The sequence below is a fragment of the Photorhabdus thracensis genome (assembly GCF_001010285.1).
Taxonomy (GTDB): domain Bacteria; phylum Pseudomonadota; class Gammaproteobacteria; order Enterobacterales; family Enterobacteriaceae; genus Photorhabdus; species Photorhabdus temperata.
The window spans coordinates 4417002-4439516 of sequence record NZ_CP011104.1; the positions used below are offsets into that span (position 1 = coordinate 4417002).

Sequence of the window (22515 nt, forward strand, 5' to 3'; positions counted from 1 at the left end):
AATGAATTTTGAAGGGCTATTTATCCGGCATTAACGGCATATTGACTGGCAATAAAACGGCCTTTTCCCATACTGGGTGTCGTTATATCTGGACCAGCCTGACTATTCGCCGGCTGTGTCGGAGTAAAACGGGCGGTAAATTGCTGCCCGGCAACAATCACTGTGATAGGACTGCGACAAAAATTCACCTGCTGGCTGGTATCTAATTGGGCAATGGTGACCATTCCCATGCCAGGTATCGGGTGGCTGGGGGTAATATATTGCGCCTGGAGCTGTACCTTTTTTTCATCACCCATAATGGCGATATTTTTTCCCTGTATTTTTGTGTGCCCACTGCCTCTAATGGTTGCTGGCCCCAGGAGCGTGACTTGCCGGTTGCCAAACAACGGCTCGAATAGCAGGCTGTCACCATCAATGATTAATTGCTTGCTCATAAGCTCACCTGTACCCGGCCTTCACCGACCTCAAGGATACCCTCAAGTTGTTGACTGATTCCGCTGCCTCTCAGGGAGTAGGTCACTTGAATGTGTAGAGTATTAGGTGAACCTGTTTTTTGATTGACTTGAATATCTGTGATTTCTGCTCGGGGTTCATAGCGCAGTATTCGCTCTTCAATACGGGTTTGAATCTCCGACAACAATTCATCACTGATATTTTCAAACATATAATCATTCAAACCACAGCCATAATCTTCACGCATAATCCGTTCACCGGGTTCAGTTAAAAAAAGGATTTTCATACTTTGGCGAACATTTTCGGCGCCTTCGGCCATTGCTACTCCAGTTTCAATGGAAAACTCTGGCGGAAATTTCCATCCCCGGCCATAAATATCGGCTAATATTTTGCTTGTCATCTTAATACCTTATTATTGTGTTAAGTTAATTTTCGAGCCTTTAATATCTACCCCTGATTTTCCGGAGGCTGCTAGGGATTTTTCGGCTTGTATTTTAATTTCCTGCGCATTAGTGATGAGGTTTTTAGTCGAATTAAGTGCCACTGTGTTTTCTTTATTATCGAATATTAATTCCTGCTTGTTATCTCCTTGTTTGATGACTAAGGTTTTCATCTGATTTTTCTCACTGGGTTCTACCGGAGATTTATTTTTAGGATTATGCATGGAACCTAATATCACTGGAAAACGGGGGTCACATTCAAAGAATCCGATAATCACTTCATCTCCCGGTTCTGGATAAAAGCAAAATCCGCTTTCATGACTGGCATAAGGTTTACCTAGCCGGGCAAAAAGGACACCTTTGGTCAGGTTTAATGCTGGTATTCTGACCGGGATACGCCCCAGCGATTGGCTGTCTTGCTGGTATTTTTCCACAATACCGATATGCAGCTCTTTAACTTGCGGTACGGGATGTTCTACGTCTGGTTGCATACCTAAGGTTAACCGAGTGCGCCAGCCTTGTCGTTGATTAATCTTCTGACTGACGCCGGTGATAATCACCTGACCATCCATGCCTTGACCAAAGCCGTTTAGTGCAAGGAGATCACCCGGTTGATAGTGGTCATTACCTTCAACTTCAACACTGCCGGATACGTTGTGACTTCGTAGGTTATCCATGATGCCTTGAGCAAGATATTTAGTTTGTTCATTATCCAGCGGGTAGCTGAGAACCCATTGCCACTCTTGACTGGTCAGGGTTTCGATACTGTCTATCGCTAGCTTGTGACTGCCAAGCCCGCTGTTTTTCGCTTGAGTTCCCTGAGAAAGCTTTTGTTGGGCAATATCCCAGGCACGTATATTCACTGTTTTAGGGCTGTGCTGGTTATTCCATTGCAGATCCGCTTCAAACAGCACAATGTCCTGATCGCTGCCACGCTGGTGGATCGTATGCACAGTTGAATGGTTCAGGGCCTTAGGTGTTGTCAACGTAACCGATTCATTGCCGGGCAGCAGCCAGGTGTTAGTGGCAACCAGTCTGCTTTTTAAGAATGCCCAGTCATTGCAACGAAATTGCACCATTTGCTCATGAGTGGTTTTGAGTTGAGGTGCTTGTTTTATCTTTGTTTGGATACCGTTTTGATTGAATAGTTTCTTGATAATCGCTTCATCACTCTGTTTATTGAATAGCTGCGAGTGAAAGCTATGTGTTAATTTTTGCAGTTGATGTTTTGCTGTCAAAGTAACGACGCTGTCCTGACCTTTAAGTCCCAGTGTCTGTCGAACGATGACGCCCTTAAACAACACGGCTTTTTGGAGTTGAACAATAAGTTCATGGCTTGGGCGGCAGCTTGCCAGTTCAGCCTGCGTCTTGGCGTCAAAAATATGATTGGCATCACCAGCTATGCCCAGAGTGATGTTGGCCGAAGGAATGCCATTGATGTGATGGTTTGTTGTCAGACTGATCACGGTAAATTGATTGAGTGTTTTACCACCTATATTAATGGTTACTGTGGGTATTTTCATGCATCCCCCTTAGCTTGCAGTGTTTGTCCGGGGGTAAAGTCATCAAGATTATCCAGACCGTTTTGCCAGGCCAGAGAGAGATAATCGATACCACCGGCCAGAGAAGCGCCTGCACCCAATGCTATCAGTGGCAGGGAGAGCATATCGGTTACGCTGACCGCGGTGGCTGGGGGGGATTTTAATTGCCGTTCGGTAGCCTGAATAACGAAGCTTTCGTCTGCAACCAGGGATAAGGTGGCGCTGGCCCGCAGCGGCGTGGCATCCCGATCAAATAGGGTGTAATTAATGGTGAGGCCATTGGCTCGGCAGGCAAAATAGCCTTTGTTTTCCCAGCGCATTTTGCCCCATTTGATTTTCAGGAAGTGGGGCACTTTGGTGCTGGCATCCACCGCACACAGGGATTTCAGGGTCGCAAGCTGTGTTTCTATTGGTGTGTTATTACCGGGCATTGATGCATCAAACAGTAGGATTAATGACAATCCGGCTGGCTGAGATAACACATAGCGGCTGCTTTGGCTGGCACGGTTAACACTTTCATCCTGTTGATAGCGGGTTTGATAATCGAGTTGGATCGTGTCGGGGTTATACATGGCCTGTAAACTGCCGACGGAAACTTTCCCTTCCCGGTCTTTGAAGGCGGTGAGGGTGAGCCTGGACAGGCCGCGTTCAATTAAGCTCATAATAGCCTCCTGTTTCCCGCAATGCGTCTAGCACTTCCTGTTTCACCAGGTCGATCAGACGGGCGTTATCCAGTTTTTCCTGGGCTAGTGTTCGTGGGGATAATGGGTCACTCGCAGGATCAGTGACTTTGGCCTGAATAATCAGTTCTTTAATTTCTATAGTCATGCTTTCACTCCTAACCAGCGCATATCCTGATAACGTAATTCCAGGGAATTCACCAAAACGGCGTTGCTATTGGCATCAAAGTCGCTGGTGGACCATCGAACCGGTAGCGCGTTACTGACTGTCCAGCTTCCCACGGGTAAAGATTTTTCATTTAGCAGCATGACGACAACATCGGCATAAATCGCTTTTTCGCCGCGTAGGACGCGATCAAACACTAAGGTTAGCGGTGTGATCGTCATGACACCGCGCTCCAGCACCAGGCTGCCATGCTGGATTTTTTCGGCCAGCCAGACATTTCTGGCATTTTCCCCGCCCTGGCTGTGTTGGGTAGTTTGTAGCTCACGGCTCAGACCTGATATCCGTTGAAAGGCGATGTCGAGCGGGCTGGGGATATTGTTAAAAAGAAAGCTGGCGATAAAACGGTGTGACACTGACGGGGTGTAGAGATTGTGCATGTTTTGCCCCTGTTTAATTTAATTGGTGGTTCCGGTACGGGTATCAAATGTCAGACTCAGCTCAATAAATTCCGCTGGAGTTAACAGGGCTAGTCTGATTTTCATGATCATTTTTCCGGCCAGCATATCCGCTTCACTCATTGACTCGTTAACACCCAGCAGTAGCTCAAATGCTTGATCTTCCTGGGTGCCGCGCAGCCCGCCTTTTAACCATAACTGACGCAGCCAGTTGTAAGCCTGACCTTTAAACTTCATCCAGGTGATGGCGTTATTGGGTTCAAAGACAAAGGCGCGGCCCAGTTGAGTCATATGGGTTTCAATATAGGAAACCAGACGGCGGATTTGGATATAGCGCCAGGGAGAATCGGGTTTGTTGTCCAAGGTGCGGCATCCCCAAATTTTAATGCCTTTGCCGGGGAAGCTGCGAACCAGATTCAGTGAGGTGCCGTCCTGATTAAAGAGTTTATCGGCTTCAATATGAGAGCGTACCGGGCTGATCACCTTGGCTAAAGTTACATTGGCGGGCGCGGTCCATACTCCTTTCTGGCTGTCGTTACGCTGGATGACGGCGGCGACCGCAGCGGTAGGTGAAAGTACGATATGTTTATCTTTCTCCTGATAAGTGCTTATCAGTCTTGGCCAATATACGGCGCCCCATTGTCGATCACTTGAGGAAAAATTAGCCAGGCAATCAGCTGCTAGTGTTGGATCGTCTGGGGCATCCAGTAACCCCATGATGCCGCGTCGACTTTTACAAAGATTGAGTATTGATTGCCATGCTTGTTGCCAGAGGGCTTTTTTAGTGTGAGTGATAACCTCTAATCCTAGGCTGCCGAGTGGTTCTATGAAAAAATCAAGTACTAATAACCCGGTTTTTATTCCTTGGGTAATGCTATCATCTTGGTTAAAGCGGGTAATATCAGGAGCGATAATTAGCGTGATTTCATGTTCTGCGGAAATCGCTTGTTTTACCCACTCCTGTTGTAGGGCGGTGATCAATAATTGAAAATCGGTTAGCGATTTATCATGACCCAATGACAGTACATAGGCTTGTTGTCCGCCGTTTTCAAAAAAGTGGCGCACTGAATAATAGGTTAATCCTGATTCACCAAAATTTGGGGTAAAATCAGTCAGGCTGTTTAGTTTAACGGTGGTTTTATTGCTTGGTTTTTTTGGGGTATAACCAATAAAAACCGGTACACCGATAAATTCATTATTTGGTTTCAGAGATATTGAATTTTCCGCTATTGTGACGCCAGGCTGTTTTATATCCGTTATCATTATTGTCTCCTCTTATTCAACACTGGACTGAATGGACGCGGCGTTAAACCGCGTCTCAGTTCGATTACTGTGCTACGTTTTGTGAAAATTGAAGGATAATAAATTCAGCTGGACGCACGGCGGCCATACCGACTTTGACAATCATCTTCCCTTGCTTAATATCAGTGTCGGACATGGTGATATCTTTACCAATCTGGACAAAGTAAGCTTCTTGCGGTTTGTTTCCCGCGAGTGCTCCTTGTTGCCAGAGTTGATAGAGGTAGTTGTCAATGGCTGCTTGTACCCGTTTCCAAGTTGGTTGACTATTGGGTTCAAAGACGGCAAATCGCATTGCCTTCTTGATGTCCCGTTCCGCTGCATTAAATAAACGTCGAACCGGGATGTAGCGCCAATTGTCCGTTTTATCTAATGTGCGGGATCCCCAAATTAGCGTGCCTTTGCCGGTAAAGGCACGGATGACATTAATACCCGCTTCATTCATGGTTCCTTGATCGGTATCTGTGAGCGCCACAGACGGCTTAGCATTGTTCAATGCCAGGTTAGCAGGAGCTTTCCAGACACCACGATTGACATCGGTTGCTGCATATGCTCCCGCGACTGCGGCACTTGGGGGTAAGATAATTTTAGTGGCTCTTAATGCATCATTGATGGTTTTTTTAGCTTTAGCATATTCCTCTGGTGAAGCTGTTTTTAGTGCGGCTAGAGTATTAGCGTTTGTATAATCGTGCAGAGCAATTTTATCATCCGCCGGTTGACTATAGGTAAAAGAAGTCACTAAATCAGGGTAATAGACAGCGGTTTTATCTGCCTGGGTAGTTGGTTTATCTGTTGTCCCATTTGTACTATCAGCAATCAGGAAGTAACCCACTTTGTCTTTTAACAGCGAATTTACCGCATCGTAGACTTTCTGTTTTAATGCTGTATTCGTTTCAGGACAGACCAGTAAGGTAATCTCCTGTTGTTTTTCAATCAGGTCTGGCAGCGTTTCTAGTTCTTTTGTCACTTCATCTGGTACAGTTTCTACTAATGGCAACAGATAACAGACACCGCCACCATTATTAAAATAGTGTTGTACAGCAAAGGCACTGAGAGAAGTGGCTGTGACAGTGGCAGTATAGGTTTTTTCATCTCCGTCACCTGTAGCTTGTACTGACACGGCAGGCGATAATGAAAACTGCGAAGTAAAATCCAACCAATTGGCGATTCTAATACAGCTCCCTTTTGCTGGTTGGCTGCCGTCTTTTTTGAAAAACTTACCAATAAAAACGGGAATAGCTGTGGGGCTGGTGTTAATCGATAACGATAATGAGGCGTCTTCTTCAATATAAACGCCCGGTGTGGCATAGGTTGCAGAAGCCATGAGGTTTTCCTTTAATAGGGTAAATAGGCGGCGATCCTGAATCAGTTACCGCTCCATTAAGACTGGGCAACGTTTTGGGTAAATTGCAGAATAATGAATTCAGCCGGGCGAACCGCCGCCATACCCACTTTGACGATCATTCTGCCCTGTTTGATATCGTCTTCGGTCATGGTGGTGCCTTTACCGATTTGAACAAAGTAAGCCTGTTCAGCTTTGTCGCCTGCCAGTCCGCCTTGTTGCCAGAGGGCATAGAGATAATTATCGATAGCCCGATGGACCGCTTTCCAGGTGGGTTGGCTGTTGGGTTCAAATACCGCGAAGCTCATGGCATTTTTAATATCCCGCTCCGCGCTGTTAAACAGGCGGCGAACCGGGATATAACGCCAGTTATCGCTATCCTCAAGTGTTCTGGCTCCCCAAACCAATGTGCCGCTCTTAGGAAAGATACGGATCATATTGAGTGCTTTATTTTTGTTATATTGTGCTTGCAGGTCGTCAGTTACCGGGTGTTTAGGTTGTAATCCTCCTTGAATTGGGACGTTAGCTGGCGCTTTCCAGACTCCTCGACTATTGTCAACACTGGCATAAATACCGGCCATTACTGCGCTGGGCGGAATATCAACGGGGGCTTTTCTCTCTCCCCATTCAGCGGTCAGCCAGGGGTAGTAAACTGCGCCGTAATGGGTAGTGGGATAAGGTTGGAGTGCTGTTTCTGGTGTTTTTATATTGGTATCATTCTGTGGGCCATCAAAAATAGCAAATAATCCTTTGCCGGGTTGACAAAGTGTGCTTACGGCTTCTTTGATATCTTCTCCAGCAGCAACCAGTAATGTGACATCGTCAAGTTTTGGTACTTGTGCTGCTAAGTCTGTGGTTTTGACGAGATAACAATATCCACCGCCATTAATAAAATAGGCGCGTAGTGAAATATCAAGTACATCGGCGGAACTAAACGGCCCACTTTTTAATTTCAAGTACTCCAACCAGCTATTAATACGGGAATAGTCATTTATAAATGAATTTCCATTTGCGGCGGCAAAAACAGGAACTGCTGTCGCACTTGTACGAACTGAAAGTGACAGCGAGGCGTCTTCTTCAATATAAACACCGGGATAAGTTGTTGTTGTCATATATTGCCTCCAATTATTGGGCGGTATTTTGCGTAAATGTTTTAAGCTGCCTGAATGGTTACCCGATCCGCAGTAAGTTTTATTTCTTGAACCGCAATATCATTGCTGGTGGCATCAAAAGAAGGGGAGGTTAATGAGGTTGGGAAAGCATTTGCTACGCTCCAGGTCATTAAAATTTCGGTACCGGCTTCATTGGTCAGGTTAATTGCAACGTCTTTTTTCTCAATCTGATTAAGTTGAATGGAGTTAAGCCAGTCAAAAAGTTTAGTATCCCCAGGGAATACGCCTTTACGTAGCGTAATATTGATTAACTGACGTTGGCCCGGCATTTTATAGTAATTACCGGTACCATCTTTATACTCGATAACATCATAAGTAATATCGAGCCCCGAAACGCTGTTAAAAGGGATTTGTTCATCACCAACAGAGACAACAAATCGATAAGTAGGAATCGGGTAGTCAACAGCGATTTGATCTGTAGTTGTGGCCATAATTATTTCCTTTATTTTTCATTTATATTGCGAATTAAAAGCGATTATTGCTTTGTTTTTTAGTGCAGTAGCTATAGACAATAGCTACCGCACTAACCTGGTTTTTCTTGGTTACTCTTTATATAGAAATGTTACTCGGTGAATTTGAGATCACATTGATGATCACGTTGAATTATAGTCAACTCAAATCAATTTCAAATATCAATTATTAATGTTTAAAATTATCAGTCAATAAAATAATAACAATATAAATTATTTTGTAATCACATGGTTATATTTTTCTATAAAAGGATGAATAAATAGTGTGTTATAAATTTTGATATATAAATGATGACGAATTACAGCAAAGAGATTTGTTAACAAAAGGTTACGTATACTTATTTTCCCAGGTTTAATATGTCAGGTTATTAGGTTTTAATAACGAAGGTTTGGTTCTGTGTTGCCACGGACTCCACAGGGGCACGTAGGGACAGGTTTGAGTGCGGAATCTGCGGGTGGAACGGTAACGTTGATCCCACCAACACGTACTATCAAGCTCACTGGTGAAAAAGTGACGATTGATGGTGTGGATATGGTGTTCCAGGTAACGCCTGGCACGGAAGCCCCCGCAGAGATGAATACTTGGTTTCCACAATGGAAAGCTATGTGGATGGCGGAAAATACCACGAATACCATGCATAATATTTTGTCGTTGCGAGGTGTTCAGGTACGTAATGTTTTAGCCTGGTTTAAATATATTGATCAAGTTATTGCGTTATATGGGGATCAAGTTGAGGTAAAATTCCAGAGCCACCAATGGCCGATGTGGGGTAAAGAGCGTGTGGTGGATTATTTTAAAAAACAACGTGATTTATACAAATATATTCATGACCAAACAGTGAATTTGATGAATAAAGGTTACACAGGTGAGGAAATTTCTGAGATGCTCAGATTGCCATCAGAGCTTGCACGTTATTTTCCGAACCGTGGCTATCATGGATCACTGAGTCATAATGGAGAGCATAAAAAAGTGTGGGGCATTTATGTGACAGCAGCTAAAGAAGCCACTTTAACGTAATAAGTATTCATGGGCCGATAATGGGTAATAGTCCGGTTGAGTTGCCCATTTTACCGCTAAATAATTCAAGTGCCCCACACATTTTTATGCCTTCCATAATGTGCGGGCGGTTTATCAGTTCTATATGGGTTGGTACAGTGGAAATCCTTCTGATTTGAATAATCTGCCGCCGAAACCTGCTGCGATTAAATATGTGGAATATATGGGTGGTGAAGCTGCGTTGATAAAACGGGCGCAGGCTGGTTTTTTAAATACAAACTACAGCGATTAAGCTGTAGTTTGATTTAGAAAGGTTTTATGAGAGAAATCAGGCAGCGGGACGCGCGACGATATTACGCGTTTCCATTCTTACCTCTTCGATACGGACGTCGATAATGTCATTCAATTGGTAAGCGGTTTCACCTTTGATAATCACTGTGCCGGTCTCTTGACTACATTGCAGTTCATCACGCACAGCATGCAGGAATGGTGCCGGTATAAAGGCGACCGCGCCATTATCTACCAGCCGGACACGTAAACCACCGCGGGTAATATCAATGATCTCTGCGGTAAATTGTTGCTCGGTTCCGGCATGTGGTTGCAGGAAACGCGCATATAGCCAATCACCCACATCGCGTTCAGCCATACGGTTCAGGCGGCGACGTTCAGCCAGTTGCAGGCAGGTTTCTTCTGCTGGTTTTTCTGCATCCGTTTTTTGGATAATCGCTTTCAGTAAGCGATGGTTAACCATATCGCTGTATTTACGGATTGGTGATGTCCAGGTGGCGTAAGCATCAAAACCGAGGCCAAAATGGGGACCAGGTTCAGGTTTAATTTCTGCAAAAGTCTGGAAACGGCGAATACGGCTATCAAGGAATTGTGTTGGCTGTTTATCCAATTCACGGCGTAATTTGCAGAAGCCATCCAGTGTCAGCAACTCTTCTGCATTTTCTTCGATACCATTTTCTTTCAGTAATTCAACCACTTGTTCAATCTGGAGTGGCTCAAAACCGGTATGGACATTGTAGACGCCAAAGCCTAATTTATCGCGCAGTATTTTTGCCGCGCACAGGTTAGAAGTGATCATAGCTTCTTCGACAATACGGTTTGATGCACGACGTTGTTCTACGACGATATCCAGCACATAACCATTTTCATCAAGAATAAAGCGGTAATCAGGGCGATCTTTGAAAATAAGGGCATGTTGGTGGCGCCATTGGTTACGGCGTTCACTCATTTCTTTTAAGAGATTGATTTGAGTTGTAATGGATTCAGAAGCAGGTTTCCAGGTACCTTTTCCTTCCAGCCAGTCAGAAACTTCGTCGTAAACCAGCTTCGCTTTTGATTCAACCCAGGTAGAGAAAAACGCGATATCGTCACCAAGCTGACCATCTTCAAGAATAGACACCTGACAAACCAATGCAGGGCGGCGCTCATTCGGACGCAGAGAACATAAGTTTTCTGACAGATCGCGCGGCAGCATGGGGATGTTGAAACCTGGCAGGTAGTTAGTGAAAGCGCGTTGATGGGCAATTTTGTCCAGTTCGCTGTCAGTTGCGATATAAGCTGTTGGATCAGCAATGGCTATGCTGAGTTTCAGGCTGCCGTCATCTTGTTTGGCGACATGCAAAGCGTCGTCCATATCTTCTGTGGTCGCACTGTCGATAGTAACAAAATCCAGAGAAGTTAAGTCTATCCGCTCAAGATCGCCATCATTCAATTGGCAATCGGCAGTCATCTCTGGCGCATTACGTTCCAGATTATGACGGGTCAGTGTTACCCACCAGGGTGCATAGTGATTGTCGCCTTCGGTGATATAGCCGGTAATTTCTGCATGAAAGCCACGGCTTCCTTTCAGAGGATGATGGCGCATTTCAGCGACGGCCCAGTCACCGTTTTGAAACGGATGAGTGACTTGATTAGCCGGGCGGCAAGGGATAGCGTCTTTTAGCAGAGGGTGATCAGGAACGATCCATAGACGGTTGTCATTTTCTTTTTTCTGGATACGGCCAACGAAGCGATTCAGAAATGGTTCGACCAATGTTTCTGGTTCAGCGATCTCTCTTTCTTTATCAGTATGAATAGCGGCGGTAACCCGATCGCCATGCATCACTTTTTTCATTTGTGGAGGCGGAATGAAATAGCTTTTTTGCCCATCGACTTCCAGAAATCCGAAACCTTTTTCTGTGCCTTTTACGAGGCCCTCTACGCGGAGTGTCTGGGAATGAAGTTGCTGTTTTAGCTGTGCAAGCAGCGGATTGTTTTGAAACATAATATCCGGAGAAAGTTGAGGGTTATTATCAGATAGTTTTGGAATAACATTTTTACGCGAATCAGCGGTGTCGAGCAAGTAACATCTTCAAAATAGCATAAAACAGTATGGATTTTGCAATGAAAATTACAATAGTTACTCAAGGTAAACTTTTTCTTTAAACTTATAAAGCAATATAACATGGTTAAAGTTGAAAATCGCATTTGCCAAATAAATCACCTGACAGTCTACATTTTTACAATCTGGCATTCAGAAGTGCGGCCATTATGTGATAATATGGTACGGTTTTTCGTTGGAGTGGCTTATGAGCAAAGTAAATTCAAACTTTACTACAACGGCAGTAAAGCGTGCTGCGAGAGGTATTTTAAGGCGCCAGGTGGAACCTTCAAATCGTGCCAGTACTGTTTATGGGTTTAGTAATCATGCTTTGAAGAAATCTGGTGAAGAGCTGAAAGCAGCATGGCGCTCGGCTTCTCAGTCTGTTAGGCATCCTAAAGGTTAGTGTGGTGTTGTGGCTAAAGAATATAATTATATCTATGAACAGCGGGTAGACTCGGATGATGATATTCATGGGATAATTTCCTATTCTGTCTACAAACGTCAAAAAATCCAGTTTATTAAGGATTTTAAACAAAAACATTAAAGAGACCCAATAGATAGCGATCTTCAGCCTTTCAATGAATTATCGATGTCTCCTGCACAACTTGAGTTTTACCGTAGTGAGGCTACTGTGTTGACAGAGAGGTTTCTGGCTGATGTTCTTGAGGAAGATCTTGAGGAAAGGGAAGCATTCTTTTCAGCAAAAGTTCATTCTGAACTGAATAATATTAAACCTAACCATATATTAGATATTATCAAAGGTGCTGCTGGTTCATTGTTATTTGTTCTTTTGACAGGTGTATTGTACTTCTCTGTTTGGTCTTTATCGACGTCACCAAAGATGGTTGTTGAGCAAATATTTGATGTGAAGATTATATCTGCCGAAGACTGACAGCATGAAAAATAAGCTAACTGGAAATTGAATATTCTTGATAGCGTGCAGAATTTCTGGTTGTAATTGGGTGTAAGGGGAGGGTGAGTGCAACATCTTTTTCCCGATCATTCGTCTCACCGCAACGGCCCTTAGCCTTTTATAGATCTTGTTTGCAATCGTACTCGCATAAATCTTCAATAATGCAAGAACCACAACGAGGTTTACGGGCTATACAGGTATAACGTCCGTGTAGAATAAGCCAGTGATGGCAATCGACTTTAAATTCAGCCGGAACGACTTGCAGTAATTTATTTTCGACTTCATTAACATTTTTACCGGGAGCAAAATGAGTACGGTTACACACCCGAAAAATATGTGTATCTACAGCAATGGTTGGCCAGCCAAATGCGGTGTTTAATACCACATTGGCTGTCTTGCGGCCAACGCCCGGCAGTGCTTCCAACGCAGCACGATCCTCAGGAACTTCACCACCATGTTTTTCCAGCAAAATCCGGCAGGTTTTAATGGTGTTTTCCGCTTTGGTGTTATATAGACCGATGGTTTTTATATACTCTTTCAGCCCATCTACGCCAAGGTTAAGAATGGCCTGAGGTGTATTGGCAACCGGATAGAGTTTCGCTGTCGCTTTATTAACACTCACATCTGTCGCTTGAGCTGAAAGCAGTACTGAAATGAGCAATTCAAAGGGGGTGGTGAAAACTAATTCAGTTGTAGGTTTTGGGTTGTTATCGCGTAAACGCGTTAAAATTTCGATCCGCTTTTGTTTGTTCATATTAAATGGAGCTCTCTGGTCCTGGTGACATTGCTACTGCATTGTTTTTTTCTTTTATTGCTCTGGTTTTCATTTTTTCATCAATCAGGTATTTCGCTGCCAGCATTAACCCCAAGCCAATAAAAGCGCCCGGTGGCAAGATAGCCAGCAGGAAAGGGGAATCCATATGAACGATTTCTATCCGTAACACTTTAGCCCAATTGCCCAGCAGCAGATCAGCGCCATCAAACAGGGATCCATTGCCGAGAATTTCTCTCATTGCACCGAGAACAAACAGCGCAAAAGTGGCGCCTAATCCCATGGCTAAACCATCAATGGCAGAAGGCATGACCGGATTTTTGGCAGCATAGGCTTCAGCGCGACCAATAACAATACAGTTAGTGACAATCAGCGGAATGAAAATCCCCAGCGATTCATACAGGCCAAAAGCGTAGGCGTTAATCAGCATTTGTACGGTACTGACAACCGAAGCGATTATCATGACATAAATCGGGATGCGGATTTCATTGGGAACCCAACGACGTAGGCTGGACACAGCAATGTTGGTACAGACCAGAACCAGTGTGGTTGCCAGCCCTAAACCAAGCGCATTGGTTGCAGTGGAAGACACCGCCAGCAGTGGACATAATCCCAGCAGCTGTACTAAAGCGGAGTTATTTTTCCACAGTCCTTGGGTAAACAAGTTTTTGGTTTCACTCATGATTTTTCTCCACAGGGTTCCAGAGAAGAGAGATGTTCAGGTACGGTTTGTAAATAGAGAGTGGTCCATTGGACCGAGTTTACCACAGCACGTGGGGTAATAGTGGCGCCGGTAAATTGATCAAACTCACCACCATCTTTTTTCACTGCCCAGTGCCGATTATTATCTGATTTTACGGTTTTCCCTGAGAATACCTTGATCCAGTTTGAAATCCGGGTTTCAATTTTATCGCCCAGGCCAGGAGTTTCATGATGTTCTGTCACCCGCACGCCTAATACTTTTCCTGAGAAATCTGCTCCGACCAGTAACTGAATAGCTCCTGAATAGCCATCTGGTGCTGTACTTTCCAACGCTGCCGCCACCAGCTGACCATTTTTGCGGGCCAGATAGAGACGATGAGGTAGTTTGTTTCCCAAAGCATCAGCACTGACCAGATAACATTCGTTTTGCATATCGTTGTCATACAAAGCAGGTGGCACAACTTGATCAAGCAGTGATTTGTGCTGTAACGCGGCCTGTTCTGCGATGGTGCTTTTAGTCAGTGAATTCACAACAGCTGTCAGCCCGGTGGTGATTGCAGCGAAAATAGCCAGTGTGATGCCGTGACGTCGCATTGTTTCTAACATAACGGCTCCTTATTTGTGCCCGTAAGGGCGGGGTTGAGTGTAATGGTCAATCAGTGGCACGGTGATATTCGCCAATAAGACGGCAAATGCTATCGCATCAGGATAACCACCATAAACACGGATGACCCAGACTAGCAAGCCAATCATTGCGCCAAAAACTAAACGGCCCTTGGGGGTTGTGGATGCACTGACCGGATCGGTTGCAATAAAAAATGCGCCCAGCATGGTTGCGCCAGAAAACAGTTGTAATAATGGTGGGGAATAACGGCTGGGATCAATCAGCCAGCTTGCGAGTGAACATAGACCTAACATGACGATAAATGCCACAGGAATTTGCCAGCTTATAACCTTTCTGTTGAGCATAATAAGCCCGCCAACAAGATAGGCAATGTTGACCCATTGCCAGCCGATACCTGCCAGAGATCCCTGTAATATTGGCTGACGCAGAACATCATCAATATTGTGAGTCAGCAAACCGGTTTTAAAGCTATCCAGTGGTGTAGCCTGGCTTATCCCGTCGAAACCTTGTTGCAACTGTTGCAATGTTGCTCCATCGGGAGTATGTCCGGTGAAGATCATTGTCAGGCTATCCAACGGTGTGATTTGTGCTGCCATCAAATCCATAGGCGGCAACCAACTGGTCATTTGCACCGGGAATGATATCAGCAGCACGACATAACCAACCATTGCCGGGTTGAACGGGTTTTGACCAAGACCACCATATAGGTGTTTGGCAATGATCACTGCAAAAGCTGTTCCCAATACAATCAGCCACCAGGGAGCCAGTGGTGGCAGACTGATACCTAAAAGTAAGCCTGTCAGCAACGCGGAATTATCCTGCAAACGCGTCATAATCGATTGTTGACGCAGAGACAGAGCAAATGATTCCGCCAACAGGGCAGTGATAACTGCAAGCAGGATCTGGAACAATGTACCGTAGCTAAAAAAGTAAATTTGTACCGCAATACCAGGTATCGCTGCCAGCACAACCCACAGCATAATGCGGCTGGTGCTTTGCTGATTGTGTGTAAAAGGCGAACTTGCGACTTTTAGCTTTTTATTGTCAGTTTGAATGGGCCTGAATTTCATTGATAACAATCACTATTCTGTTGAAATTTTCTGTTGTTCCTGAGAGGCTTTCTTTGCCTTAACTCTGGCGATAGCGGCAGCAACGGCAGCTTTACGTGGATCTGCTTCTTCTACTGGTGGTGCTTCTGCCTGAATGTCGGTTACTTGCTGTGTTTGAGCTTTTTTGGCTTTGGCACGAGCGATAGCGGCAGCAACGGCAGCTTTACGTGGATCAGTTTCTTCTGCTGGTGGTGCTTCTGCCTGAATGTCGGTTGCTTGCTGTGTTTGAGCCTTCTTGGCTTTGGCACGAGCGATAGCGGCAGCAACGGCAGCTTTGCGCGGATCAGTTTCTTCTGCTGGTGATGCTTCTGCCTGAATGTCGGTTATTTGCTGTGTCTGAGCTTTCTTGGCTTTAACACGGGCAATGGCAGCCGCGACTGCATCTTTACGCGGATCTTGCTTTTCATCAGCGGTAGATTCTGGTTCTATTGTTTCCAGTGACGGTGTCACTTCCTGACTTTGGGCGATTTTCTTCGCTTTAGCTCTGGCAATCGCGGCTGCTAATGCGGCTTTACGAGGATCTTCTGAACCTGCTGGTTCAGGTGTATCAGGTGTAACAGTATTGATATTTTCAGTAGCCTGTTTTTCTGCCTGACGAGCACGAAGCTGTTCTTTTCTTGCCTGACGGGCAGCGATGACTGCTGAATTGTCTGGCGCTTGTCCCGGTTCTATAGAAACAACTTTGCTAGCGTCAGCCTGTTTTTCCTTCACACGGGAGAGCGCGGCTTGCACAGCACTTTTATCTGTATTATCGATCTGGACAGCGGCTTTTTTATGTCGTTCTTCACGGGCCAGTTTCTCCCGTTCCATACGAGCTTGTTTAGCTTCGAAACGAATTTTGGCTTCGGCTGAACGGAGGTTCTCCTGATCCAAAGCCCGAATTTCAGCTTTCTCCTGGCGGTAATATTGCACCAGAGGAATATTACTTGGGCAGACATAAGCACAGGCACCACATTCAATACAGTCGAACAGGTTGTGATCTCTGGCTTTCTCATGTTCTTGTCCACGGCTGAACCAATAGAGTTGTTGTGGCAATAAATTGGCAGGGCAGGCTTCCACACATAACCCACAACGGATACAAGCCTCTTCCGCTGTATTCGAATCCATTTCCTGATGTGATGGCGCCAGGATACAGTTACTGATTTTAACAATCGGTACATTCAAGTCAGGCAGAGTGAATCCCATCAGAGGGCCCCCCATAATCACCATCTGTTCTGATTGTGGTTGAAAACCGGCTAATTGGAGAAGAAATTGTACCGGAGTACCGAGTCGCGCCCAGAAGTTACCCGGTGAAGCTATTGCTTCGCCGGTAAGGGTGACGACACGTTCAATCAGAGGTTCACCGTCAATAATGGCTCGTTTGATCGCAACCACAGTCCCGACGTTTTGCATCAAAACACCAATAGCAGAGGAACGGCCACCGGAAGGCACTTCTTTACCGGTCAAAATCTTGGTCAGCTGTTTCGCGCCACCGGAAGGGTATTTGGTCGGAATAACCCGGACGATAATAGATTTATCGCCGTTTAGAGCGGTTTTAAGTGCTTTTATTGCTTCTGGTTTATTATCTTCGATACCAATCAGGATCTGCCCCGGTTTGAGCAGATGTTCCAGAATACGAATGCCTTCAATAAGTTCGTCCGCATGTTCCTGCATTAAGCGGTCATCAGCGGTAATATAAGGTTCGCATTCTACGGCATTGATGATTAACGTCTTGATACCATGCCGGCCACTTTGCAGTTTGGCGGCGGTAGGAAAGCCAGCGCCACCTAAACCAGCGATACCTGCCTGATGGATGCGGTTAAGGATCGTGTCTGAATCAAGTGATTGATAATCAGGTGCCTGAACGCGTTTACACCATTGATCTGCACCATCAGGGAGCAAACGGACACTCAACTCTTTCAACCCGGATGGGTGTGCTGTTATGCACGGTTCAATGGCAATGATAGTGCCAGACGTTGATGCGTGAACCGGTACGGTACGGCCAGTGCCAAACGTCAGAGGCTGGCCCTTAAGCACTTTATCACCGGTTTTAACCAGCAATTCGCCTTCGGTACCCAAATGTTGTTGCAGCGGGATGATTAACTCGTCCGGCAGTGGCGCAATGCGCAATGGTGTCTGGCTGGATTGCAACTTCATTTCAGGTGGGTGAATACCACCTTCAAAATCCCAGATTTTGTTTCTGTTGAGTAAATTGAACAAATTAAGCATGGTGTTCAACCTCAATATTTTTAACCGGGATACTGTTAACGGAAGCTGCCTGGGATGGCTGAACAGTGATATTTTTTACCGGAATGGTTTTTAAATCCCACTTCCAGTTCGCAGTAGTTGTTGCCACAGGGATCATCGTAATACAGTCTGTCGGGCAAGGAGCAACGCACAGGTCGCATCCGGTACATAAATCTTCAACAACGGTATGCATGGCGCGGGTTGCACCGACGATAGCGTCTACAGGACATGCCTGAATACATTTAGTGCAGCCAATACAATTCTCTTCATCAACAAATGCGACTTTGCGGACAGGGTTTTTTATGCTGTCATCACCATCCAGTGGTTGAGGATCGACACTAAGCAGCTCTGAGATTTTCAGCATGACTTGTTCGCCGCCAGGCGCGCATTTGTTAATCATCTCACCGTTATTCGCCACTGCTTCGGCATAAGGGCGGCAGCCAGGATAACCACATTGCCCACACTGGCTTTGAGGCAAAATATCATCAATGTTTTCAACGATAGGATCTTCTTCCACTTGAAAACGACGGGCAGCAAAACCCAGGATTAACCCAAAAATTAACCCTAGTGCACCTAGCGCACCAATAGCAATCCATAACGATATCATCAGAACTTCACCAAACCACTAAAACCCATAAAAGCCAGGGACATTAATCCTGCGGTAATCAGGCCGATAGATGAACCTTTGAAAGGTGCGGGTACATCGGCAACAGACAGGCGTTCACGAATAGCGGCAAACAGTACCATCACCAGAGAAAAACCCGCGGCAGCCCCAAATCCATAGATAGAGGATTGTAGAAAATCGTGTGATTGATTGATATTCAGCAGCGCCACACCCAGCACAGCACAGTTAGTTGTAATCAACGGCAGGAAAATACCCAGTAACCGGTATAGCATCGGGCTGGTTTTACGTACCACGAGTTCTGTGAATTGCACCACAACGGCAATGACAAGAATGAAACTCAGGGTACGCAGATAGATTAAGTCCAGTGGCAGTAAAATAAAGGTATTCACCAGCCATGAACATACTGAGGCCAATGTCATAACGAATGTGGTCGCAAATCCCATTCCGATGGCGGTTTCCAGCTTTTTAGATACACCCATGAAAGGACATAAGCCGAGAAATTTCACCAGAACGAAATTGTTAACCAATACGGTTCCGACAAATAAAAGAAAGTAGTCAGTCATTGCTGTGCCTGAAATATAGTCGTTTATTTTTTATAAAATTATAAAAATGCCCGCACCTTACTGTGGGGCAATCTATTGTTATGATAACAATCGAAGAAAATTGCGGTTATCGATCTTGTGTGAAAGTCATTTTGACCCGGTAAGAACGCTTAATGTAGGGGACAAAAATAGCGGCGGCTAATAGTGGCCATGCTAATGCCCGTAGCGCAATTTGATCAGGAACGGGGGAGAAGGTGAACGTTTTCAATGCGATTAATATGGTCACAATCAGCCAGATAATAAAGGCTTGTGGGAATCTTTTTGATCGGCGGAAAAGCAATTTCAATACCCATAGGGTGAAACACCACATTACCGCCGTAATGGCAACAGAAAGAAACCACATTAAAGTAAAGTGATTACTCCCGCTACTCAACGAAAGGTTCTGACTGAAAAAAGTCATAATATATAAAGCGAGCATTACACTGGCACTGAGAAAGGTCATGATCAGATAAGCCGTCGGGGCCAGAATCCAGCCATTAATTCTGTGGTAATCATTAGTTTTATACATAAGCTATTCTCATTCAAGCTATGTGAAAAAGAAATAGTAGGCGATTGTGCCTGGTTAGTGAATAGATTGGTTCAGAGATAATTTGCGCAACGGTAATCACTGATGATATTTTTTACTGATGTTGAATTGCAGCATATTAATAGTAAGTTTGGGGGCCTGTTATGAGTGATCTGTTAAAGGTTGGGTTGGTGGGTTATGGTTATGCCAGCAAAACCTTCCATGCACCATTAATTGCCGGGACTGCCGGTGTTAGATTGGTTGCCATTTCCAGTAGTAACGCTGAAAAAGTGAAAGCAGACTGGCCAAATATTGCGGTCGTATCCCACCCTGAGGATCTTTTCAATGATCCTGAAATGGATTTGATCGTTATTCCTACGCCTAATGACACTCATTACCCTCTGGCACAGCAAGCGCTGGCAGCCGGTAAACATGTTGTGGTGGATAAACCCTTTACCATCACGGTTGAACAGGCTGAATCTTTAAAGCGACAAGCAGAACAGACGGGATTATTACTTTCGGTATTTCATAACCGCCGTTGGGATTCCGGTTTTCTGACGATAAAATCTCTGATTAAAGAAAATCGGTTGGGCAAATTGAGGTATTTCGAATCCCATTTTGACCGTTATCGTCCGGTTGTACGTCAAAGATGGCGTGAGGCGGCAGGAGAGGGAAGCGGCATTTGGTATGATTTAGGTCCCCACTTACTTGATCAGGCGGTTCAACTGTTTGGTAAACCGCAATCCATTACCGCTGATTTGGGGATGATCCGTCCAAACGCCGAAGCGGTGGATTATTTTCATGTATTGCTGAATTACCCGGATATCAAAGTGGTTCTTCACGCAACAACGCTGGCGGCGGCTGAGTCTGCGGTTTATACGTTGCATGGTATGGAAGGCAGCTATGTGAAATATGGCCTTGATCCTCAGGAAGAACGATTGAAAGTCGGTGAAAGGCCGCCACATGCCGATTGGGGATATGATATTCGTGATGGAATTGTGACGTTGTCACGTGAAGATGAATTAGTGACTGAATATATCCCGACATTGCCCGGTAATTATTCTGCTTATTATGCTGCGATCCGTGATGCAATTACGATAGGCAAACCCAATCCGGTAACGGCAAGTGAAGCCATTCAAATCATGAAATTAATTGAAGCCGGTACCGAATCTGCAAAACAACAACGAACAGTCATTATATGAAAATGTTAATACTGTGTGATGAGAAGATTGGACGTAACCAGTTTACCGGAGAGGTAATTGAAAACGGTAAATTCCTTAATTGTGATTTTTCAGGAGCCGATCTGAGCGAAACGCAGTTTATCGGTTGTCAGTTTTATGACCAGGAATGTCAGATGGGGTGTAACTTCAGCCATGCTGTGCTAAAGGATGCCAGCTTTAAAAGCTGCGATCTGTCAATGGCTAATTTCGGGAATGCTAACGCATTTGGTATAGAGATCAGGGAATGCAGGGTTCAAGGTTCAGACTTTCGTGGAACCAGTTTTATGAATATGATCAGTTCTCGTGTCTGGTTTTGTAGTGCGTACATAACCAAAAGTAACTTGAGCTATGCCAACTTTTCTAAGGTCATTCTTGAGAAGTGTGAGTTATGGGAAAACCGTTGGAACGGTGCGAATATTCTTGGTGCAAATTTCAGTGGCTCCGATCTTTCTGGTGGTGAGTTTGTCGCGTTTGATTGGCGTGCAGCAAATTTCACCCATTGTAATCTAACTAACTCAATGCTGGGTGAACTCGACATCCGTAGCATCGATCTGGGGGGGGGTGAGAATCGATACCTATCAAGCGTCGGAGTTGATGGAACGGCTTGGTATTGCAGGGCAACCGCATGAATGATTAAATATCACTCACATTAGCAAAACCCGCCTGTAATACTCGCTCCAAAAATTGGGTTTTCATCCATATTCGTCTACGCTTCGCTTTAATGCTTAATTGACTCGTTTCTTTTTTCAGCATGTTTAACGAAATACGTCGTAATATCGCGATGTTTTCCGCCGCATTTTCACGGTAAATTTGACAATCATCTTCCTTAAACGTCACATCAAGCACCCAGTGAAGATTATTCTCTATTTGCCAATGGCTGCGTACTGCCTGAGAAAATTGTTCTTCTGTCAGTCTGGCTGAACTGATGTAGTAACGGTACTCCAGACTGGGCAATTTGCCGTTTTCTTGCCTGTATCCGATTGTGACACCCAGTGTTTTTAATCCCGTCCATTCCGGAAAATCGGTTTTGAATGTATCGGCATTCAGCACATGGCTTTCTCTGATTTCCAGACGACCATGACCCTGTTCTATCAACGCTTTTTCGGTTGTTAAGGGCAAAACGCGCTGGGCTTCCAGGGCTTTTTGAATGGCACGATGGAGACGTTTTTGGTTGTCTTTCACACTTAATAAATAATCCGCGCCGGCATCAATAATCTCCTGAGCGATCTGCGTTTGGCATCCCATCGCATCAATGGAAATCAGCGCGCCTTTCAGTTCCAACAACTTAATGAGTTCCGGGATTGCGGTAATTTCATTAGATTTTTTCTGGGTTTTAACCTGGCCGATGACCATTTTATTGGCTGTCGCATAAGCACTCACAAGGTGGAGAGCCGAACCGCGTTCTCCCGGGGCATAGGCACCCCGTAAGACTTTACCATCAATCGCCACTAATTCTCCCTGAGTAACCTGATGAACCGAACGCATCCAGTTGATAAAACACAGATTAAATTGTTCCGGATTAATCCGTGAGAGAAGCCGGGCAATCGTATCATCAACAGGGATCCCCGCCTTGAACATATTATGTTCAAGAAACCATTCATGGTGGCCTTCAATATACTCTTGGATCTCACTCCAACCATCTGCGCCGCCCAGAACAGCGCACAATGAGGCAAATAAAATATCGAATAAAGGGTAGGCGACTTTAGCGCTTTGACGGGGATCTTGAATGTCTGAGAAATGTTCAGTAAAAATATCAAAGCACATGGTTTTTGCTCTCAAAAAGAGAGTATGAGATCATAACTATTACCGTCGGTCAAATCTGATTTTTTT

25 protein-coding genes and 1 pseudogene are annotated in these 22515 nt (G+C 45.0%); 6 read left to right on the forward strand and 20 right to left on the reverse strand.

Features of this window, described 5'->3' with window-relative positions:
• Window positions 1-20: 20 nt before the first annotated feature.
• The 10 genes from VY86_RS19260 to VY86_RS19305 all read right to left on the reverse strand — a co-directional run bounded on the left by VY86_RS19260 (window position 21) and on the right by VY86_RS19305 (window position 7979).
• Entirely contained in the window at window positions 21-434 is a 414-nt protein-coding gene (locus VY86_RS19260; RefSeq protein WP_046976163.1) for a hypothetical protein, read from the reverse strand.
• Window positions 431-853 (reverse strand): GPW/gp25 family protein, encoded by a 423-nt coding sequence (locus tag VY86_RS19265; protein WP_046976164.1) that lies wholly within the window; start codon window positions 851-853, stop codon window positions 431-433. The genes VY86_RS19260 and VY86_RS19265 overlap by 4 nt, the downstream gene beginning before the upstream one ends.
• Window positions 854-865: 12 nt before the next feature.
• Window positions 866-2416, reverse strand: a complete 1551-nt coding sequence (locus tag VY86_RS19270; RefSeq protein WP_046976165.1) for a phage baseplate assembly protein V — start codon at window positions 2414-2416, stop codon at window positions 866-868.
• A complete protein-coding gene (locus tag VY86_RS19275; RefSeq protein ID WP_036837167.1) occupies window positions 2413-3096 on the reverse strand; it encodes a CIS tube protein in 684 nt (227 codons plus the stop codon). Before VY86_RS19275 ends, VY86_RS19270 begins: the two co-directional genes overlap by 4 nt.
• Window positions 3083-3262: a DUF5908 family protein gene (locus VY86_RS19280; protein WP_023045795.1), complete on the reverse strand. Its 180-nt coding sequence runs from the start codon at window positions 3260-3262 to the stop codon at window positions 3083-3085. The genes VY86_RS19275 and VY86_RS19280 overlap by 14 nt, the downstream gene beginning before the upstream one ends.
• Window positions 3259-3717, reverse strand: a complete 459-nt coding sequence (locus VY86_RS19285; RefSeq protein WP_036837170.1) for a phage tail protein — start codon at window positions 3715-3717, stop codon at window positions 3259-3261. The genes VY86_RS19280 and VY86_RS19285 overlap by 4 nt, the downstream gene beginning before the upstream one ends.
• 18 nt (window positions 3718-3735) lie before the next feature.
• Window positions 3736-4998 (reverse strand): phage tail sheath family protein, encoded by a 1263-nt coding sequence (locus VY86_RS19290; protein WP_046976166.1) that lies wholly within the window; start codon window positions 4996-4998, stop codon window positions 3736-3738.
• 64 nt (window positions 4999-5062) lie between these two features.
• Complete coding sequence (locus VY86_RS19295) at window positions 5063-6358, reverse strand: phage tail sheath family protein (protein WP_046976167.1); 1296 nt, start codon at window positions 6356-6358, stop codon at window positions 5063-5065.
• Between the two features lie 56 nt (window positions 6359-6414).
• The gene (locus VY86_RS19300; RefSeq protein WP_046976168.1) at window positions 6415-7488 is read right to left on the reverse strand and encodes a phage tail sheath family protein; all 1074 of its coding nucleotides are present in this window, start codon (window positions 7486-7488) and stop codon (window positions 6415-6417) included.
• Between the two features lie 41 nt (window positions 7489-7529).
• Window positions 7530-7979, reverse strand: coding sequence for a phage tail protein (locus VY86_RS19305; protein WP_046976169.1), 450 nt, complete (start codon window positions 7977-7979; stop codon window positions 7530-7532).
• A 436-nt stretch (window positions 7980-8415) separates the two neighbouring features.
• On the opposite strand from VY86_RS19305, the gene VY86_RS19310 reads away from it, so the two are divergent.
• Entirely contained in the window at window positions 8416-9036 is a 621-nt protein-coding gene (locus VY86_RS19310) for a hypothetical protein (RefSeq protein WP_046976170.1), read from the forward strand.
• Window positions 9037-9160: 124 nt separating this feature from the next.
• Window positions 9161-9307 (forward strand): alkyl sulfatase dimerization domain-containing protein, encoded by a 147-nt coding sequence (locus VY86_RS23710; protein WP_082111266.1) that lies wholly within the window; start codon window positions 9161-9163, stop codon window positions 9305-9307.
• A 36-nt stretch (window positions 9308-9343) separates the two neighbouring features.
• Here the strand turns inward: VY86_RS23710 and VY86_RS19315 are convergent, their stop codons facing one another.
• Window positions 9344-11287 (reverse strand): exoribonuclease II, encoded by a 1944-nt coding sequence (locus tag VY86_RS19315; protein ID WP_046976978.1) that lies wholly within the window; start codon window positions 11285-11287, stop codon window positions 9344-9346.
• A 304-nt stretch (window positions 11288-11591) separates the two neighbouring features.
• Here VY86_RS19315 and VY86_RS19320 point away from each other — a divergent pair, with 304 nt between their 5' ends.
• Window positions 11592-11789, forward strand: a complete 198-nt coding sequence (locus VY86_RS19320) for a hypothetical protein (RefSeq protein WP_046976171.1) — start codon at window positions 11592-11594, stop codon at window positions 11787-11789.
• A gap of 186 nt (window positions 11790-11975) precedes the next feature.
• Complete coding sequence (locus VY86_RS25425; protein ID WP_202967589.1) at window positions 11976-12278, forward strand: hypothetical protein; 303 nt, start codon at window positions 11976-11978, stop codon at window positions 12276-12278.
• A gap of 139 nt (window positions 12279-12417) precedes the next feature.
• Here VY86_RS25425 and nth read toward each other — a convergent pair whose 3' ends face one another.
• From nth to VY86_RS19365, 8 genes are all read right to left on the reverse strand, one after another.
• Window positions 12418-13053, reverse strand: a complete 636-nt coding sequence (gene nth, locus VY86_RS19330) for an endonuclease III (RefSeq protein WP_046976172.1) — start codon at window positions 13051-13053, stop codon at window positions 12418-12420.
• A 1-nt stretch (window position 13054) separates the two neighbouring features.
• Window positions 13055-13753, reverse strand: coding sequence for an electron transport complex subunit E (locus tag VY86_RS19335; protein ID WP_046976173.1), 699 nt, complete (start codon window positions 13751-13753; stop codon window positions 13055-13057).
• Complete coding sequence (gene rsxG / locus VY86_RS19340; protein WP_046976174.1) at window positions 13750-14379, reverse strand: electron transport complex subunit RsxG; 630 nt, start codon at window positions 14377-14379, stop codon at window positions 13750-13752. Before rsxG ends, VY86_RS19335 begins: the two co-directional genes overlap by 4 nt.
• A gap of 9 nt (window positions 14380-14388) precedes the next feature.
• Window positions 14389-15468: an electron transport complex subunit RsxD gene (rsxD, locus tag VY86_RS19345; RefSeq protein WP_046976175.1), complete on the reverse strand. Its 1080-nt coding sequence runs from the start codon at window positions 15466-15468 to the stop codon at window positions 14389-14391.
• Window positions 15469-15480: 12 nt separating this feature from the next.
• Entirely contained in the window at window positions 15481-17715 is a 2235-nt protein-coding gene (rsxC, locus tag VY86_RS19350) for an electron transport complex subunit RsxC (protein WP_046976176.1), read from the reverse strand.
• Window positions 17708-18340, reverse strand: coding sequence for an electron transport complex subunit RsxB (rsxB, locus tag VY86_RS19355; RefSeq protein ID WP_046976177.1), 633 nt, complete (start codon window positions 18338-18340; stop codon window positions 17708-17710). The genes rsxC and rsxB overlap by 8 nt, the downstream gene beginning before the upstream one ends.
• Window positions 18340-18921: an electron transport complex subunit RsxA gene (gene rsxA / locus VY86_RS19360; RefSeq protein WP_046976178.1), complete on the reverse strand. Its 582-nt coding sequence runs from the start codon at window positions 18919-18921 to the stop codon at window positions 18340-18342. The genes rsxB and rsxA overlap by 1 nt, the downstream gene beginning before the upstream one ends.
• Before the next feature lie 106 nt (window positions 18922-19027).
• Window positions 19028-19468, reverse strand: a complete 441-nt coding sequence (locus tag VY86_RS19365) for a DUF2569 domain-containing protein (RefSeq protein ID WP_046976179.1) — start codon at window positions 19466-19468, stop codon at window positions 19028-19030.
• A 161-nt stretch (window positions 19469-19629) separates the two neighbouring features.
• Between VY86_RS19365 and VY86_RS19370 the strand changes: the two genes are divergently transcribed.
• Together VY86_RS19370 and VY86_RS19375 are read left to right on the forward strand one after the other, a co-directional pair.
• Entirely contained in the window at window positions 19630-20667 is a 1038-nt protein-coding gene (locus VY86_RS19370; RefSeq protein WP_046976180.1) for an oxidoreductase, read from the forward strand.
• A gap of 2 nt (window positions 20668-20669) precedes the next feature.
• Window positions 20670-21318 (forward strand): annotated as a pseudogene (locus VY86_RS19375) (Qnr family pentapeptide repeat protein).
• Here VY86_RS19375 and VY86_RS19380 read toward each other — a convergent pair.
• Window positions 21319-22449: an ISAs1-like element ISPlu17 family transposase gene (locus tag VY86_RS19380; RefSeq protein ID WP_046973755.1), complete on the reverse strand. Its 1131-nt coding sequence runs from the start codon at window positions 22447-22449 to the stop codon at window positions 21319-21321.
• Between the last annotated feature and the right edge of the window lie 66 nt (window positions 22450-22515).